The sequence below is a fragment of the Rhodococcus sp. NPDC059968 genome, assembly GCF_042738615.1.
GTDB lineage: Bacteria > Actinomycetota > Actinomycetes > Mycobacteriales > Mycobacteriaceae > Rhodococcus_F.
Genome location: NZ_JBHWUE010000162.1, coordinates 1 through 14,383, shown reverse-complemented (window position 1 = coordinate 14,383; position 14,383 = coordinate 1). Strand labels below are relative to the sequence as shown.

The window sequence follows — 14,383 nt, the reverse complement described above, 5'->3', positions numbered from 1 at the left end:
CATCACGGCATACCGCCGCGCCACCGAGTCCGCCACATCCGTCATAGCTCAACGGTAACGCCCGAAACCAGCTAAAGCGACATTATTTTGTCACAAGCCCTAAGCGGATCGCCGACCAGTTGGGTGTGCACCCTGAAGCGCTGCGCACCTAGGCGCGCTAGGCCGAGATCGACGACGGCCACCGCCCGGGGTGCGCACACCGCGCGGATAGCCGAACTCGAACGTGGGGTCCGACTTGAGAATCACAACAGGGTGTCCGGGAACGTTGGTCATCAGCATGAAGACCTTGTTGCGAACCTTGAAGATGTCCCAGGCTGGACCGACGGGGTGCTCCAGACCGGCTCCGGGCAGTTCCTCGACCGGACACATCGGGCGTTGACAGCTAGTCCCTGGGACTTTCGATAGAGCGCATCGCAGGGTGCAGTGTCGGTCCCTGATTCAGGTGCGGCGGGTTGCCCAGGAGCAGCCGTCCGCCGCTGATGAGTTCGACGGTGCGGGCCGTGTCGGCGTGAACGTCGGAGTTCCGGCGGCACCTCGGCTGCCGTCTTCTGGACCAAGTCCGCCGACCAAATACTTACCAAGGCGAACCGTCAAGATAGCCGGTCGTGTACCCCCAACGGGGTCGACCGATCTGCGTTTCAGGTGTTACTGCGCGCTCCCTCCGACTTCTGGGCGATCAACGAATCACCTACAACCCTTGTCGAAGGATCGCTGACACCGATTCCGATCGGGTCGATCGAGGGAGGCTGTGTCGGTGGCGCTCCCGGTGTCTCGCTGTGGAATGAGGCCGAAACACGCGCCCGTGGCTACTGGTTCAACATCGGGCAACCGAACGTAATTACCCACCCAGGCAACCGAGTAGACCCAACAGGCTGGATGCATGACAACACAATCGTGACGGTGTTGAGCACAAATTTATTGGAGGACCTGTCTACCCCGATCGCAGCGATACCGACGTATCCCACGTAGGTCAGGCCTGGCTCAGCTCCGCTTGCATGCGCGCGGAGTCCTTGCCGACTGTGCGCGTAGCCAGGTAGATGAATACCGCGGTGAGTGCCAACATGATCGGCACGAGATACATGGCCGAGTTCAACCCGTCACCGGCGTATTGTGCCAACTTCCCGGTGCCGGCGTCGGCCAGCGCACGCTTGGCGAACCAGTCCGAGATCGCCCCCACGGCAACCGGTCCCGAGAATCCGCCGAGAAGGTACATGGCAGCGAAGAACAACGCCGTCGCAGTGCCGCGGAGTCGGGGAACCACGACGTCGTGAATGGCAGGGTAGACGCTGATGTAGAAGCCGTAGGCCAACAACCAACCGGCTGAGAACAAGAGAGTGAACATCACGACGTTCCCGCCGTGCTGCAGCAGTGCCAGCGCCGTCAAAGGTGCTGCCAATGCCAAGGTTCCGACGCCGATCATCAGACGTGCCCGCGGCGAGCGTGCGCTGGCCTTGTCGGCGTAGCGAGCGCCGAGAAGCAATCCGATCAGGCCGCTGATCCCGACGATGATGCCGGTGGCTGAGGCTGCAGCAGTCAATGTCAGGTGGTACTGACGCATCAGAAGCGGGGAGACAAACGAATTGACCGTGTAGCCAGCGAAGTTGAAGGTCAGTCCGGCGAGGATGAGCCAGCGAAGAGTGGGGATTGCGAGCAGACGACGGATTGGCCGGGTGATCGGTGCCTGTGAAACAGTGGCTGCGCGGGCCTCCGGACTTTCGGAGCCACCACGAACCGGATCTGCCATGCGGTAGAGGACAACGGCAAGCAGGACACCGGGAATTGCGGCGAGGAAGAACGGTGCGCGCCAGCTGTCGAAGGCCTCGGCGATCTTGCCGACGGTGAAGTACGCGAGGATCAAACCGGTCGGCAAGCCGAGCATGAAGAACCCGAGCGCGCGCGAGCGTCGTTCCGCCGGGTAGATATCGCCGATCATCGAGTTGGCGGCGGGTGTGAAGGTCGCTTCGCCTACACCGACACCCAAACGCGCGAGGATGAAGAGCACGTAGCTGCCTGCGACACCGGTTGCCGCTGTCAGGCCGCTCCAGACGAGCAAGCCGATTCCGATGATCTTGGGACGGTTTTTCGTGTCGGCCAACCGGCCGAGCGGCAGTCCGGCGACGGCGTAGACGAGGGTGAAGGCAGAGGTGATCAATCCCAATTGCAAGTCGCTGAGCGAGAACTCGTTCTTGATCGGCTCGGCGACGACGGATGGGATCGCCCGGTCGAAGAAGTTGAGCATGTTTGCGAGAAACAGTGCGACGAGTGTGCCGCCGAATAGTTTGCCACGCGTTCCGACGGCGGCAACGTCTTTCGACGCTAGCGGCGGAGCGTCTTGTTGAAATGACATGGTTGTTCCACCCTTTTCGGGAGTGCTGAATGAATTGTGCTGACCGGGTTACGGCCTTTGACCAGGCGCGCCATCTCATCGGACACAACCCCTGCTATCAGGTAGTCGAATTGGCTCGCTGCGTGGCTGAGGATGTTGAGGTGCCCGATGTGGAACCGCCAGCCCCGCACCGACTCGAACCACTCCCGCTCTGGCTGTGGCGGTCGACGTTCGGTGTACCGCCACCCCTGACATGTGGATCGAACGATTACTCGAAGAAGCGGTACACGGTCTCTACGATTACCGCAGGTCGCTCGCTGCCTTCGAGTTCGATCTGTCCGGCGACGGTCAACTGGACGCCACCCTTGGGCAGCTCCTCGACAGACTTCAGCGTCGCGTTCAGGCGGACCCGTCCCTCGGCTGGCACAGGGTTGGTGAATCGGACCTTGTTGAGTCCGTAGTTGACGGCCATGGTTACGCTGTCGACGGTAAGAATTTCGTCCCACATGGGGATGATCAATGCCAACGTGAGGTAACCGTGTGCGATCGGTCCGCCGAACGGACTCTCCGCCTTGGCACGGTCGGGATCGACGTGGATCCACTGGTGATCGTCGGTAGCGTCGGCGAACGTGTTGATCCGCTGCTGCGGGATCTCGATCCACGAGCTGGTACCGAGCGACTGGCCTTGAAGTGCGGCGAGGTCTGTCAGCGTGGCGACCCGGGTGGTGGTTGCGGTGGTCATGTGATGTCTCCTGGTATGTCGGTGGGACCGGATCAGTGCTTGATACCGAGAACGCGAAGTGCGTTCTGCTTGAACAGCAGCGGGCGCACTTCGGGCTTGATGTCGAGGCTCTCGAAATCCGTCATCCAACGGTCGACTTGGATGACGGGGAAGTCGGAGCCGAACAGCACCTTGCCTCGCAGCGAGCGGTTCGTCGCTTTGATCAGCTGCGGAGGGAAGTATTTCGGTGACCACCCGGACAAGTCGATGTACACGTTGGCCTTATGGGTGGCGATCGAGATCTGTGCGTCGACCCACGGCACCGAGGGGTGGGCCATGATCATGTGAGGTCGGGGAAGTCGGCGGCGACGTCGTCGAGCAGCATCGGATCGGAGTAGCGCAGTTTGATGCCGTGCCCACCGGGCAATCCGGCGCCGATCCCGGTCTGCCCGGTGTGGAACACGGCAGGGACACCAGCGTCGCTGATGGCCTCGTATATCAGGTAGAACTGCCGGTTGTTCGGTTCGAATCCCTGCAAGCTGGGGTGAAACTTGAACCCCTTCACGCCGAATTCGTCGACGAGCCGATGCACGCGTTTGACAGCAGCTTTGCCCTGCCAGGGGTCGACGGATCCAAACGGGATCAGCACATCGTTGTTGCGTGCCGCGCCCTCGGCAATCTCCTCGACGGAATTGGACGGGTGTCCGCTAGCCGATGCCGCGTCGACGGTGAACACGACGGCGGCCATGTTACGAGCGCGGTAGTGTTCGGCAACAGCGTCAATGGACGGGGTGCGATCCTCACCTGACTTGAAGTACTGCTCCGAAGCGGCCATCAGTTCGTCGTCGAGGGATCGGTGGCCGCAGCCGTCGATCTCGATATGGGTGTGGATGTCTATGGTCGCGATCTTGTCGAAGTCGATACCGTACTCGTAGCGGCTCACTTCGCCATCAGCTCCTCGGGGAACTCCTCGCCGACGGACTGGACGGCGTCGCCGAACGTCGCTGCCCACTGAGCTGCGATGTCGTCAGCCGACCAGCCGTTGTCGTGGTATTCGGCTGCTGTCAGTTCGGGGTGCGACCACAGCGCGAGGCGGTCGCCTCCCACGGCGAACGCCTGGCCGGTGATTTCCGCTGCCGCGTCGGACGCGAGGAACGAGATGATTCCTGCGGCGTCCTCGGGGGTTCCCAGACCCACCTCGCGTCGGATGAGGTCGGGCAGTGGCTCGCCGTTTCTCATACCGGCGATGTAAGGGGCGAGAAACGGCACGGTCTCGGTCATCGCAGTCGCGGCGACAGGGCAGACAGCGTTGGCGGTGATACCCGCGCGCTGTAGTTCCAACGCCCACGTGCGGACCATTCCGACGATGCCGGACTTGGCGCCGGAGTAGTTGGTCTGCCCGAAGTTGCCCCGCTGGCCTGCAGGGGAGCCGATGCAGATGATGCGACCCCCGTCGCCTTGCTCGCGGAACTTCAGGACCGCTTCGCGGACGCAGGTGAAGGTGCCGCGCAGGTGCACGTTGATAACGGCGTCGAAGTCGTCGTCGGTCATCTTCCACAACACCTTGTCGCGGAGAATGCCCGCGTTGGTGACCATGACGTCGAGGCGTCCGAATGCCTCGATCGCGCCGGCGACCAACTTCTGGGCGGTTTCGGTGCTGCCGACCGGAGCAACGACGGCGACTGCCCGGCCGCCCGCGGCGGTGATTTCGGCGACGGCGGCGTCAGCGGTGGTCTGGTTCACGTCGTTGATCACGACGGCGGCACCGTGGCGCACCAGGTCCTTGGCATATGCCAGCCCGAGTCCCTGTCCGCTGCCGGTGACGACGGCGACTTTGGTGGTGAGGTCCATACGAGTCTCCTTGAGTGAACTTGTAAGTGGAAATAGCGGTCGAAGCTGGGTGGTCTCGTGCGGCCTGGTCGTCTCTGCCGCATCATTCGTGTGGGAGTTATCGCTGCCAGGCGAATGCAATCGACACCTGTCAAACGGCCATCCGGTCAATCGACGAGGTCGAGTCGACTTTGCAGAGACACTTGTACGATCAACGCCTGGATGACCCTGGGACCGACCGGGAGGTTCTCGATGATTGAGGGTGCCGGGATGTGCGGACGCAGCGGCGTTCTGCCGCGCCTCTCGATGGAACTGTCCGCCGAGACGCCCTGGCGGCCTTGAAAACCATTAAGGTTCCTTTCGTTTCAAAATAGCCAGACATCCGGTACGAAGAGTCGAGGGACTCTGCTATTCCGCGTCAGGAGGACCTGAGTCCAGGTCAGCAACCCCAATGGCATGGGAGTAACCAATTCGAGGGTGCTTCGTGACCGGTGAACCAATGAGACCACCATCACGTCAGGAATGCAAGGAAGCCTTATGAAAATTTGCGGAACAGTCGACGTTGTCGTCGCGACCAACGCATTGCACCCCGGCGACTGTTCGAGAGTGTTCGTGATGACGTCTTCGACTTGAACGAGCAGGACCGGCAGTGGCCACCTAGGCCGTGTGAGGCATTTTGTCGACAAGACGAGAACTCCGTTGGTGGTCTGCGCTCGTGGTGCCCGCAGTATGTCGGAGACCTGTCTTTTCGCGCGCGCCAGCACGATCCCCACCACGCATTGACCGTCATCCGCGAGACCCCCACCTCGGTGGCAACATGGCCATCCACGACACCAGATTCGCTGCACGCCAGAATGATGTGCGCATTTACTGCCTCCGGGACGCTACCCGCGTGGACTCCACCCGTGGATGGACTCTCGGATCTTTGTCGTGAGTTCGTGGACACTTCGGGAGGTTCTGCGGTGGATCGGTTGACGTTCGGTGAGCAGAACTACGCCTCGATAAGGTTCATCCATGACGCAGGCGTCCGGGAATGGATCGCCGACTGAAGCGAGAATCCGAAGCCTTTCGTCCAGGTCGAAACTGCGGACGAGATCCTGAATTCACTCGCAGATTTCTCGAACGAATTTCTGGTTCCGGGCGCTAGTGGTGCTCCCGCGAAGCCGTATGACTGCCGTGTCTCAAAACGGGTGGACCGAGGAGTTCACATGCGCGAAGCGCGACGGCCAGATCAAGCTTGTCGCGGAAGCCCGACGTTCGCTGAAGTTCTTCGAAGACTTTGGTGACCCTATACTTGACGGTATTCTTGTGAATATTTAGCAATTGTGCTGTGCGAACGTGACTTTCAGCGGTGAATAGATAGGTTCCGAGCGTGAGGCGAAGAGTCTCCGCCTGTTCGGTCGGGACGGCCAACGACCCGAGTACGTCGCTGATCCAGGCCGCCGTCGTTTCGAGATCGGCGGTGAGGAACGACGTCACGGCGACACCACGGTCACCGAAGGAAACCACTGGACGTGTGCGCATGGCGGGTCCGTTGGCCAGTGAGTAAGCCGCGAATGCCTGTTCATGAGATCGGCGGAAGGCGTCTACCCCGAATCCCGGTAGACCGAGAGCAACCCGGGTTCCGGTTGCATGGTCGACCGTCAGGGCCTGTGCAAGCGAATCTGGATCGATGATGGCGGGGGTGTCGCCTTGAGGCAACCACGCCCACACCGTGTTGTGATCGACGGTGGTCGAGAGTATTTCACCGCGAACGTGGGTGTGGTGACCGACCATCCGCACGAAATCATTCAGTGCAGCGCTGTTGTTCGCGTTGCTCTGGGATCGCCACACCAGTAACGCCACATGGCACTGGGATAGGAGATAGCCGGTGGTTCTCTCGAAAGTTCCCTCGTCAGCGGCCTCGCTTGAGCCGAGCAGCGCGTGAATGGTCGACGCATGCAGATTACCTTCAGCACTGATCCAGCGGTGCCGCTCGGCCTCGTACGCCTCGAAGACATGCAGCGTGATCCAATCGACGAATTTGTAGCAGCGCTCCCCGACATGCCGGACAACCGCCATCAACTCCTCCGCAGGCAGAGCGCGAGCACTGATTTCCTGGTAACACCGGTCTAGAAATATCTCCAGAGCGATGTAGTAGGCACGCGTGAGAGAATTTGACGGTACATCGCGTTGGGCCAACCTTAGTGCGTAGTCAACGGCAGCTGGCGCAGGTTGCAATCCTTCAGGGTCGATGTCGTTGGCGAGCATATGAATACAAGTCGAGACGTTTCCTTGCACACTGGCTCTCAGTAGCTCGGTCAGTTGAGGATCATCATCAAGGCTGCTGATTTCCCGGGTCATCTGCTCCGCCATCGACTGCATAATTGCGGGTTCGTCAAGTGAGAGAGACCTCGCGATGTCGGCGGCGACCATGCGTGTGCGGCGGTCAGCATCGCCCCGCGATGGACGACCCGTCCCTTCTCCCCGGTTCGGTGATTTCCCAGCCATCCCAACACCCTTCACGGTGATTGACAGTCCCGAGAGCAAGCGCCACGGAAATGTCAGGTATCCGCTGCGCCGGACCGCAGACGGCCCACGCAGACCTTGTTCCTTCGACACGGTATCCCTCTCGATGAGGGGATGAAATAGCCAACCATGCCAAGTCTCACTGCCCATCCCTTTGTGACAAAGCGACAAGACGTACCGTACCTACTGTTCAGCCTCTGCGGAAGTGAATCGTGACAACCGTCGGCGGTTCGGTGTCTGGTCATCGCACTGGCAAGCTCGCAACTCCAATCCCATCCCAACTGCCACAAGATTGTTGCGAGACAACAAATCCACGCCCAAAATTGAGCTCAACGGCCCATTACGAGACGGGCTCTCAATCGATAGTGTTGTCAATCACAGCAGTGAGAGAAAGTCAGGAAATCGTGTCGCATATCGGATATTTCGTATGGAACAAAACGACAGATAAGGGTGGTAGCAGCTGTCTGCGTGGTGACTACCTGAATCTGACGTATGGGCAGTTTGCGGATCGAATCGAGGCATGCGCAGCGCAGCTGTCTCACCAAGGTGTCACCCCCGGAGACGTCGTCGCGGTGATGCTGCCCAATAGGGTGGAAATGCTGGTCGTACTAATGGCGATCTGGCGAGTCCGGGCTGTCGCTACCCCTATCAACCCTGCCTTCACTGCAGTAGAAGCTGGATATCAAATCGAAGACTCGGCTGCGGTTCTCGTGATCAATCAAGATGGTGCCGCACCCTCGCAGGGGCTGCCAACGATCGCAGTGACAGATATCTCCGAGTCACTTGATGACGAGTGGGCGCCACCGGTTCAGCCATCGGGCGATGAATTGGCCTTGATCGTCTACACCTCCGGATCAACAGGACGACCGAAGGGGGTGATGTTGACCCACGCCAACCTGGATTTCATGAGTAAATCCACGGTCTCACATTTCCAGTTGACCGCCCAGGATCACTGCCTGCTGATTCTGCCGCTGTTCCATGTCAATGCCATCTGCGTCAGCTTTCTAACTGCGATGCAGACTGGGGGCCAGTTGAGCATTATGGGGCGGTTCTCACCGACCCAGTTCTTCGACGTGGTGTCTCAGGTGAAGCCGACATTCTTCTCAGCGGTGCCGACAATTTATGCCCGGCTCATCTCACACGCCGCCCCGGACGATAGCGACACCTCATCGTTGCGATTCGCAGTATGCGGGGCGGCTCCGATCTCGAAGGAGCTCCTCGACCGCGCCGAGAAACGTTTCGGGCTCATCATCACGGAGGGGTACGGCCTGACCGAGGGAACCTGCGCGTCGGCTGGAAACCCAGTGGAGGGGGTTCGCAAACCCGGGACGGTCGGCCCGTCGATGCCCGGACAACAGATTGCCATCATGAACGCGTCCGGTGAGTTCGTGCAGACAGGTGAAGTTGGAGAAGTCGTGATCCGCGGCGCCAACGTGATGCGAGGCTACCTCGGGCGGCCAGATGAGACCGGCCGCACCATCGTAGATAGCTGGCTGCATACCGGCGACGTTGGTTGGCTCGACGAAGACGGTTACCTCACCCTGGTCGACCGAATCAAGGACATGATCATCCGCGGCGGCGAGAACATCTACCCCAAGGAGATTGAGAACGCCCTCGCCGCGCACGATGGCGTACTTGAGGCAGCCGTGATCGGTGCACCCGACGATGTCTACGGCGAGGTACCCGTCGCCTACGTCGTCACATATCCCGACAATGCCGTCACCGACTACCAACTCACCGAGCACCTCCGGGGGATGCTCACCAAAGTTAAACTCCCCGTTGCTATTTACATTGTCAATGCTTTGCCGCGTAACCCGGTCGGCAAGATCGACAAACCCGGACTGCGAATCCGCCACCAGCCGGAGACCCGCACCGTTCGCTAACACACCCGCTTTTCTCGCACCTCGGGTACACCCGAGGCGATGTCCTCTACCCTCAGCGTACCCAGGAGATTTCCGATGGGATTCAAGACCGGGACACCACCCCCCGTCGATCCAACATCGTTCCTCGACCGCCCATTGAGCGACCGCCTCCGTATCACCGCGACGCACTGGGCCGAATACGGCTTCGGAGGACCGAAGTTCGTACCGCTCATCTATATCTTGAAGCTTCTATTCTTCTACGTCGGTATTGGAGTATCGATCGCGACGCTAACATCAGGACTGAATGTCTTCGATGTCGGTGAGTGGTGGAACGAGCCGATAGTGTACCAAAAGCTGATCTTGTGGACTGTACTGATCGAAGCCGTAGGACTCGGGGGTTCTTGGGGTCCACTTGCGGGCCACTTCAAGCCGATGACTGGCGGTATCCTGTATTGGCTTCGGCCGGGAACCATCAGGCTCCCGCCCTGGCCGGGCAAGGTGCCCTTTACCTCCGGTGACAGTCGCACTATCTTCGATGTCGCCCTCTATGCCGCAATCTTGATCAACGTCAGTGTTGTGCTCGCCCTGCCTGGCGTCCACACTGCCTCGATCGACGCAGCGGTACCCAACAATAGTGGCCTTGTACAGAGCGCTCTGCTGATCCCGCTGATCATTCTATTGGTGGCCCTCGGGTTGCGGGACAAAGTCGTGTTCTTAGCGGCCCGCAGCGAACAGTACATCCCGGCGATGGTCTTCTTCGTCGCCCTACCGTTCGTAGACATGATCGTTGCTCTCAAACTGCTTATCGTCGTCGTTTGGGTCGGCGCAGGCGTGTCCAAACTTGGTCACCACTTCGCGATGGTGGTGCCGGCAATGTTGTCCAATACCCCGTGGCTGCCCTCGAAGGCGATCAAACGGGCACATTACCGTAATTTCCCGGACGACCTGCGACCTTCGATCGTGGCGGGTGGCGTCGCCCACGTCCTCGGGACGGTTGTCGAGGTAGTCACGCCCTTAGTCCTGCTCTTCTCCACCAACCGAACGATTACCCTTCTGGCAATCGCACTGATGGTGGCATTCCACCTGTTCATCCTTTCGACCTTTCCGCTCGCGGTGCCGCTCGAGTGGAACTTGCTTTTCGCCTTCGCAACAGTTTTTCTATTCGGAGGTTTCCCGAGCTGGAGTGGGTACGGCCTCGGAGACATGTCCTCGCCGTGGCTCACTGCGGCGATCGTCGCCGCACTAGTGTTCTTCCCGGTTCTCGGAAACTTGCGACCCGACCTCGTCTCGTTTCTACCCTCGTTGCGCCAGTATGCGGGTAACTGGGCTTCGGCAAGCTGGGCCTTCGCGCCAGGCGCCGAGGACAGACTCGACAAGCACATTATTCGTCCCACAAAGAACACTCGCACGCAGTTGCTCGCGACTTATCCCCCCGATGTCGCAGACGTCATGATGCACCAGTTCTTGGGCTGGCGGTCGATGCACAGCCAAGGCCGTGCACTGTTCTCTCTGATGATGCGCCAACTCGGTGAGAACATCGACACTTATACCATTCGCGAAGCGGAAATTTCTTTCAATTCGTTGGCCGCCTTCAACTTTGGCGACGCGCATTTCCACAATGAGCACCTGATCGCCGCTTTGCAGCGACGCTGCAACTTCGCGCCAGGGGAGTTCATCATCGCGTGGATCGAGTCGCAACCCATCCATAAGAGCATTCAAGAGTACAAGGTGATCGACGCCGCCCTCGGTGTGATCGAACGCGGCACCTACAAGGTCGCCGACGCCATCGCCGAACAACCGTGGCTGCCGAACGGTCCAATACCGTTCGAAGTCCACTGGACTGCCGGCCCCCCCGAACGCCAAATTTTGGTGGATGCAGCCTCTGAGCCCCCCGAATCCGAGGACGCCGAGCTGTTCGCTGCCAGCACACCAAATCCACGTGTGAACCTTGTTGAGGACAGGCTGGAGCAGTGACCACAGCAGTCGTAGTCGGCAGCGGACCCAACGGACTCGCTGCCGCAGTCCACCTCGCCCGACACGGTGTGGACGTCCAGGTCCTTGAGGCCTCCGACACTATCGGTGGCGGCACCCGATCCAGCGAACTCACAGTCCCCGGACTGATACACGATGAGTGCTCCGCGTTCCATCCCATGGGCGCAGGGTCGCCGTACCTGCAGACACTCGGCCTCAGCCAGTACGGCCTGCGTTGGAAGTGGGCCGACATCGAATGTGCACACCCCCTTGACAATGGTGAAGTGGGACTACTGCACAAGTCAGTTACCGTGACGGCTGCGGGTCTCGGCGCCGATGCGCGAAAGTGGCGGCGTATGTTCGGCGGACTCTCCGACGGGTTCGACGATCTCGCCGCCGACCTCATGCGCCCGATCGTAAATGTCCCACGCCATCCTCTGAAACTTGCGGGCTTTGGATCTCGGGCATTGCTGCCGGCCGCTACCACCGCGCGGATATTGAGAACCGCCAAAGCGCGCGCGCTCTTTGGCGGTGTCGCCGCCCACACCTACTACCGCCTCGATCGGCCCGCCACCTCGGCGGTCGGGATGATGTTGATCGCCGCGGGCCACCGTTATGGCTGGCCCGTCGCCGAAGGCGGCTCGCAGTCCATCACCGCCGCACTCGCCGCGATGCTAGGCGACTGGGGCGGAAAAATAACCACGGGCATTCGGGTCCGCGACAGCCGCGACCTCCCACCAGCAGACGTCGTCTTGCTCGATGTCAGCCCGTCCTCCGCTGTCGATATTCTCGCGGACCGCATGCCTTCCCGGGTCGCCAAAGCCTACCGCCGCTACCTGCACGGGCCCGCAGCGTTCAAAGTCGACTTCGCTGTTGAGGGCGGCGTCCCATGGGCGAACTCTGACTGTGGGCGCGCCGGAACCGTCCACCTCGGCGGCGACTTCACCGAGATCGCGGCCGCCGAACACGATATCGTGACGGGACGAATGCCCACGCGCCCCTTCGTACTCGTCGGTCAGCAATACCTCGCTGACCCCGGTCGATCTAAAGAAAACCTACATCCACTTTACGCGTACGCCCATGTCCCGCAAGGATATACGGGCGACGCCACCGAAGCGATCGTTGCGCAGATCGAACGATTTGCACCAGGATTTCGGGACCGCATCCTCGCCACTGTTAGTCGCGGACCGACCCAGTTGACAGCGTCGAATCCGAACTACGTCGGTGGCGACATCATCGGCGGCGCCAACACCGAGACCCAGGTAGTGCTCCGACCACGCTTTGCCCTCGACCCGTACAACACCGGTATTCCTGGAACCTACCTGTGTTCGGCATCCACCCCACCCGGGGCCGGCGTCCACGGCATGAGCGGGTTCAACGCAGCCCAATCTGCGTTGAACTATCTGCGACGTCAAGGAAAGCACCTTGCATGAATCTCATCCGTCCACAGGGCTCTGCATCCCGAACATCGATTGGCTCGCTAGCCCACTAATTCCCTGCGAATCAAACGTGACTGGATACGCCACCATCATCAAACTACATACTAGGAGAACCCCTTGTCTGAAGCTGTGATCGTCTCTATTGCTCGTTCACCCATTGGTCGTGCAATGAAGGGGTCACTGGTGGACATGCGTCCCGACGATCTAGCAGCACAGATCGTTCAGGCTGCGCTCGACAGGGTGCCCGTCCTCGACCCAAACGACGTCAATGACCTCATCTTGGGCTGCGGCCTGCCCGGCGGCGAGCAGGGTTTCAATATGGGCCGCAACATCGCGGTCCAGCTCGGCTACGATTTCTTACCCGGCACTACCATCACCAGATACTGTTCGTCGTCGCTGCAGACCACCCGGATGGCAATGCATGCGATCAAGGCCGGCGAAGGTGACGTTTTCATCTCCGCTGGCGTCGAGACCGTATCTCGGTTCGTCAAAGGCAGCTCCGACTCGCTGCCCAGTACCCAGAACCCGTTGTACTCGGATGCGCAGATCCGCACAGCGAAGCTGGCAGAGGGTGGCCATCAGTGGTCCGACCCCCGCAAGGGCGGTCTTGTCCCCGACACCTATGCCGCAATGGGCCAGACCGCCGAGAACGTCGCGCAGATCACCGGGATCACCAGGGAAGAGCAGGACCGATGGGCGGTGCGCTCCCAGAACCGCGCCGAGGAGGCAATCAACAGCGGGTTTTTTTGCGCGAGAGATCACACCGGTGACTCTGCCCGACGGCACCGTCGTATCTAGAGACGACTGTCCCCGCGTTGGTACGACGTACGAGGCCGTCAGCCAGCTCAGGCCGGTGTTTCGCCCGGACGGCACTGTGACGGCCGGCAACGCGTGCCCCCTCAACGACGGAGCTGCTGCCATGGTCATCATGTCCGACGCGAAAGCCAAAGAGCTTGGGTTGACCCCGCTCGCTCGGATCGTCTCCACTGGGGTGTCCAGTCTGTCGCCGGAGATAATGGGTCTCGGCCCGGTCGAAGCCTCCAAGCGTGCCCTCGCAATCGCTGGACTGGCAATCGGCGACATCGACCTCGTCGAGATTAACGAGGCATTCGCAGTGCAGGTGATCGGGTCAGCGCGTGAACTGAACATTGACGAGGACACGCTCAATGTCTCCGGCGGTGCGATCGCCCTGGGACACCCCTTCGGCATGACCGGCGCACGAATTACTGCAACGCTCCTCAACAACCTGCAAACCCGCGATAAACAGTTCGGCCTCGAAACCATGTGCGTCGCTGGCGGTCAAGGTATGGCAATGGTCCTCGAACGCCTGAGCTGAAGCGGAGACGGTACAGCACGGAACTTCCCACCCACACGATGAGAACAGATGAACGTCAGCAATCCTGAACGGTCCGGTAACCAATTTACTCGACACGGAAACTCAGCTGACAGGATCCGTAATCCAGCAGAGATACCGCCTTACGGAGGAATGCCTTGGAACTCATAAAGTGATGACAGGAGACCAAGATATTCCTCTTGGAGGAATCGGTAACTTCTAACAGTGAGAGGTGCGAATAGTAGTCTTGGCGTCGAAATGGGATGTTCCCTCGGTGAACGTGCCGGGTTGTGGGCCCCCTGACTTGGCTCACTCCGAGGTGAGAAGCCAGGACGCAGCCCTCTGACCAGAGGTTTCTCGGTTCAGGAAGGCTGGTTTCACGCACTAACGAGG

The 14,383-nt window shown here is 60.3% G+C and carries 8 protein-coding genes and 2 pseudogenes; 4 read left to right on the top strand and 6 right to left on the bottom strand.

The window, feature by feature from the left end; translation table 11 throughout:
* Window positions 1-970: 970 nt before the first annotated feature.
* The 6 genes and pseudogenes from ACFWAY_RS50555 to ACFWAY_RS50530 form a co-directional block, all read right to left on the bottom strand.
* Window positions 971-2,347 carry a spinster family MFS transporter gene (locus tag ACFWAY_RS50555; RefSeq protein ID WP_378516072.1) on the bottom strand — a complete coding sequence of 459 codons (1,377 nt, stop codon included), beginning with the start codon at window positions 2,345-2,347 and terminating at the stop codon, window positions 971-973.
* Window positions 2,317-2,517 carry an adenylyltransferase/cytidyltransferase family protein gene (locus ACFWAY_RS50550; protein WP_378516071.1) on the bottom strand — a complete coding sequence of 67 codons (201 nt, stop codon included), beginning with the start codon at window positions 2,515-2,517 and terminating at the stop codon, window positions 2,317-2,319. The genes ACFWAY_RS50555 and ACFWAY_RS50550 overlap by 31 nt, the downstream gene beginning before the upstream one ends.
* Before the next feature lie 77 nt (window positions 2,518-2,594).
* Window positions 2,595-3,068: a p-hydroxycinnamoyl-CoA hydratase gene (gene couM / locus ACFWAY_RS50545; RefSeq protein WP_378516070.1), complete on the bottom strand. Its 474-nt coding sequence runs from the start codon at window positions 3,066-3,068 to the stop codon at window positions 2,595-2,597.
* Window positions 3,069-3,100: 32 nt separating this feature from the next.
* Window positions 3,101-3,990: pseudogene (couO, locus tag ACFWAY_RS50540) on the bottom strand (4-hydroxyphenyl-beta-ketoacyl-CoA hydrolase).
* Entirely contained in the window at window positions 3,987-4,898 is a 912-nt protein-coding gene (couN, locus tag ACFWAY_RS50535; protein ID WP_378516069.1) for a 4-hydroxyphenyl-beta-hydroxyacyl-CoA dehydrogenase, read from the bottom strand. Before couN ends, couO begins: the two are co-directional and overlap by 4 nt.
* Window positions 4,899-6,020: 1,122 nt before the next feature.
* Window positions 6,021-7,232, bottom strand: a complete 1,212-nt coding sequence (locus ACFWAY_RS50530) for a PucR family transcriptional regulator (protein ID WP_378516068.1) — start codon at window positions 7,230-7,232, stop codon at window positions 6,021-6,023.
* Between the two features lie 557 nt (window positions 7,233-7,789).
* Here ACFWAY_RS50530 and ACFWAY_RS50525 point away from each other — a divergent pair.
* The 4 genes and pseudogenes from ACFWAY_RS50525 to ACFWAY_RS50510 all read left to right on the top strand — a co-directional run bounded on the left by ACFWAY_RS50525 (window position 7,790) and on the right by ACFWAY_RS50510 (window position 13,993).
* Window positions 7,790-9,268, top strand: a complete 1,479-nt coding sequence (locus ACFWAY_RS50525) for a class I adenylate-forming enzyme family protein (protein WP_378516073.1) — start codon at window positions 7,790-7,792, stop codon at window positions 9,266-9,268.
* Between the two features lie 75 nt (window positions 9,269-9,343).
* Window positions 9,344-11,221 (top strand): DUF3556 domain-containing protein, encoded by a 1,878-nt coding sequence (locus ACFWAY_RS50520; RefSeq protein ID WP_378516067.1) that lies wholly within the window; start codon window positions 9,344-9,346, stop codon window positions 11,219-11,221.
* Window positions 11,218-12,651 (top strand): phytoene desaturase family protein, encoded by a 1,434-nt coding sequence (locus ACFWAY_RS50515; RefSeq protein WP_378516066.1) that lies wholly within the window; start codon window positions 11,218-11,220, stop codon window positions 12,649-12,651. The genes ACFWAY_RS50520 and ACFWAY_RS50515 overlap by 4 nt, the downstream gene beginning before the upstream one ends.
* 123 nt (window positions 12,652-12,774) lie before the next feature.
* Window positions 12,775-13,993, top strand: a pseudogene (locus ACFWAY_RS50510) (acetyl-CoA C-acetyltransferase).
* Window positions 13,994-14,383 lie beyond the last annotated feature (390 nt).

Excerpts from the sequence above, each read along its gene's own strand:
- ACFWAY_RS50555 (WP_378516072.1), bottom strand. The coding sequence starts at position 2,347 with ATGTCATTTCAACAAGACGCTCCGCCGCTAGCGTCGAAAGACGTTGCC.
- couM (WP_378516070.1), bottom strand. The coding sequence starts at position 3,068 with ATGACCACCGCAACCACCACCCGGGTCGCCACGCTGACAGACCTCGCC.
- couN (WP_378516069.1), bottom strand. The coding sequence starts at position 4,898 with ATGGACCTCACCACCAAAGTCGCCGTCGTCACCGGCAGCGGACAGGGA.
- ACFWAY_RS50530 (WP_378516068.1), bottom strand. The coding sequence starts at position 7,232 with ATGGCGGAGCAGATGACCCGGGAAATCAGCAGCCTTGATGATGATCCT.
- ACFWAY_RS50520 (WP_378516067.1), top strand. The coding sequence starts at position 9,344 with ATGGGATTCAAGACCGGGACACCACCCCCCGTCGATCCAACATCGTTC.